3 protein-coding genes are annotated in these 2,496 nt (G+C 39.4%); all 3 read left to right on the forward strand.

Translation table 11 applies throughout. The annotated features are described in order from the left end of the window. A partial coding sequence (locus OH458_RS21865; protein WP_269979844.1) for a hypothetical protein occupies positions 1 to 449 on the forward strand: 449 nt, incomplete at its 5' end. A 152-nt stretch (positions 450 to 601) separates the two neighbouring features. Further along, positions 602 to 1,021 (forward strand): hypothetical protein, encoded by a 420-nt coding sequence (locus OH458_RS21870; RefSeq protein WP_269979845.1) that lies wholly within the window; start codon positions 602 to 604, stop codon positions 1,019 to 1,021. A gap of 822 nt (positions 1,022 to 1,843) precedes the next feature. Next, positions 1,844 to 2,496 (forward strand): hypothetical protein (locus OH458_RS21875; RefSeq protein ID WP_269979846.1); only part of this gene is annotated, 653 nt, incomplete at its 3' end.

Consider the following 2,496-nt stretch of genomic DNA (forward strand, 5'->3'; position numbering starts at 1 on the left):
GCTTGCGAGAATTAGATAAAGGGGAAGTTTTGATTAAGAAGTTATATTTGGTTGTTATTCATATTTTAGCCGTGATTGGTTTACCAACAGCCTATTTATATGCTCACGCTATATTTGGAACAGAATCTTTGACAGTGAATACGCTAGCAAATGGGTGTAGGGAGATTACAGGGCAGCAAATCTTTAGCCCAGAAGGTAGAAGAGCCGTTCACGCAAAGTTTGTTGAGTGTGATGATGCAGATAATCGAATGGAAGTTTGGCTTCAAGAAGACACTCGTCAAATGAAGTATGCTCTAGTGTTCGACTCAGTTTACAATACTGACGAAGACATAGAGATAAAATGGGATAGGTCAAATAATATTCTTATTACTGTTCCGGCAAGCGTTCAAGTTACTTCAGCTTATGAAGGTAACCAGTTGGGCGTTTCCGTTTATGTCCAAACTAAGTAGAACCTCTCGAAGCTAACAAGGCGTTTAAGGCGGATTCACAACGCTTGGCGATCTCGGCTTAAATTGAATTTAGTGTTTAATGTACAATGACTTAGGTTTGGTGGTTGGCGTTGTTCACCACTTAACGCGGCGTTATGTGTAATGGAGGTTATATGTACCATCATTATTTTGAAGGCTGGGAAGTTAAGCCTGAGTTTGCCAAAGAGTTTATCTCGTTGTGGCCAGGTTGGCTTGGTGAAGAAAATTATCACAAACTGGATGAAGTTACAGAAAGCGAGTGGCAACGTTTCAATAAACTAATTGAACTGATAGGTAAAGATTACAAAATTGAATTTGCTGCATGTGACAGAGGAAAGCTAATACCAGTCACTGACGTAAGTAATATATTGTCGTCTTACGAGGAATCTATGGAGAAAGACTCATCTCTTTTTTCAAAGTTTGTTATTCCAGAACTTGGTTGTGTAATATCTGAAGATTGGGACTATACCTATATCCTTTGGTATAAAAATCACGATGAGGTAGAAGAGATATCGCCATATATAAAATGTGCAAACCTACATCACTTCGCGTAATTACACATAACAAGGCGTTTAAGGCAGATTCCCAACGCTTGGCGTTTTGAATTTTAAGTTGGGTTAAGTGTTTACGGTGTAAAGATTTAGGTTAGGTGGTTAGCGTTGCTCACTACTTAACGCGGCGTTAGTTTGCAAGAGGAAAAACGCAGCTATATCGCAAGATCTAGTGGAAAAAGCTCAAAGTTTAAGTTTTTGTATTAGCTTTCAATTTTAGTGTTAACTAGCGTGGTGAAAATCCAAAATTGGCATCGTTTCAACGGTTGATTTGTTCTTTGGTGCGGTGACTTTTTGGGGCTAAGTGAGTCGAACTTTTTTGCTGAAACTCTGCTCGTTGAGTTTGTTGGTACAAAAGCCGATTTACTCGCTGAAATGGCGTTTTCTCTGGTGTGGTAAGTTCATGTGGTTTCAGTGGCTTTGTTGAAAGTCCTCATTGTGAGATTGGTTTTCCAAAAGCGCTTTTTGGTGTTGTTAGTTCGTATTCTGCGGCGTTGTTTGTTCCACGTGGTTTCATTGAGTAGCCGCTTTGAGACTACGCCTGACTTAAGTGCATCAAAACACATAAGGTTTGTTGTTTGCAAAGCTTAAAATAACGTAAAATCAAAGCTTTGGGTTTGCAAACTAACAAACTGCTCAAGAGGGATTCGCAACGCGTGGCATTTTTACTATGCGTTGGTTTAAGTGATTAAGGTGGTATGCGGCGGCTTCGGTATTGCGTTGCTCACCCCTTAGCAGGGCGTTAGGCCTCCCGAGCCCCTCCAGTTTGGGGATTGATAAATATTTGATATGCTATCGGCTATTATATCTAAATGAATGAACGCTATGAATAAACTATTAACGGAGTGCTTTTATTTCTCCAAATCTAATATCGGCTCTATTTTTAAACTTTTCGGGCCTTATGTGATTGTCACATCACTGCTGAGCCCTTTTGTTGAGTTGTTTTATGATTGGGGTAACCTTTTTTACCTTGTGGCAATAAGTTTTATTCACACTTATTTAATGGTTCGTTTCATCAAGTTTATGGCTTTTGCTGCTTCCGGTTACCCTAAAGAGCAAACTGTTTCTTTGAATGAGTGGTGGCGGTTATTAGTTGTATATTTTTTCTATGGTGTAGCTGTTTTAGTCGGGTTTATAGCGCTCATCGTACCGGGTTTATATTTTGCAGCTAAATATGGGTTTGCAGACTTTGAGGCGATTTTAAACGACAAACCTGCATTTTCGGCATTGAGCGAAAGTTGGAAAGATACGAAAGGTATAGCTAGTAGGTTAATGATGGTTACGGCATTGATTGGCGGGTCACAAATATTTATAGGTTTCGTATTTGGTCTTGTTGGAGATTCTTCGACGTTACTATACATAGCATCCGAAGTTTTGTATGGGCTTATTTCGACTAGCTTAATGATATTCATGTCCGTTGTTTACTTTAGGTTGTATACAGAAGATCGCACGGAGCAAGAAGCATCATTGGAAAGTGA

The sequence above is a fragment of the Vibrio sp. MarTm2 genome, from assembly GCF_027587055.1.
Classification (GTDB): Bacteria; Pseudomonadota; Gammaproteobacteria; order Enterobacterales; family Vibrionaceae; genus Vibrio; species Vibrio sinaloensis_D.

Bases quoted from the DNA above. Each gene is read 5' to 3' on its own strand.
- OH458_RS21870 (WP_269979845.1), top strand. From the start codon at position 602: ATGTACCATCATTATTTTGAAGGCTGGGAAGTTAAGCCTGAGTTTGCC.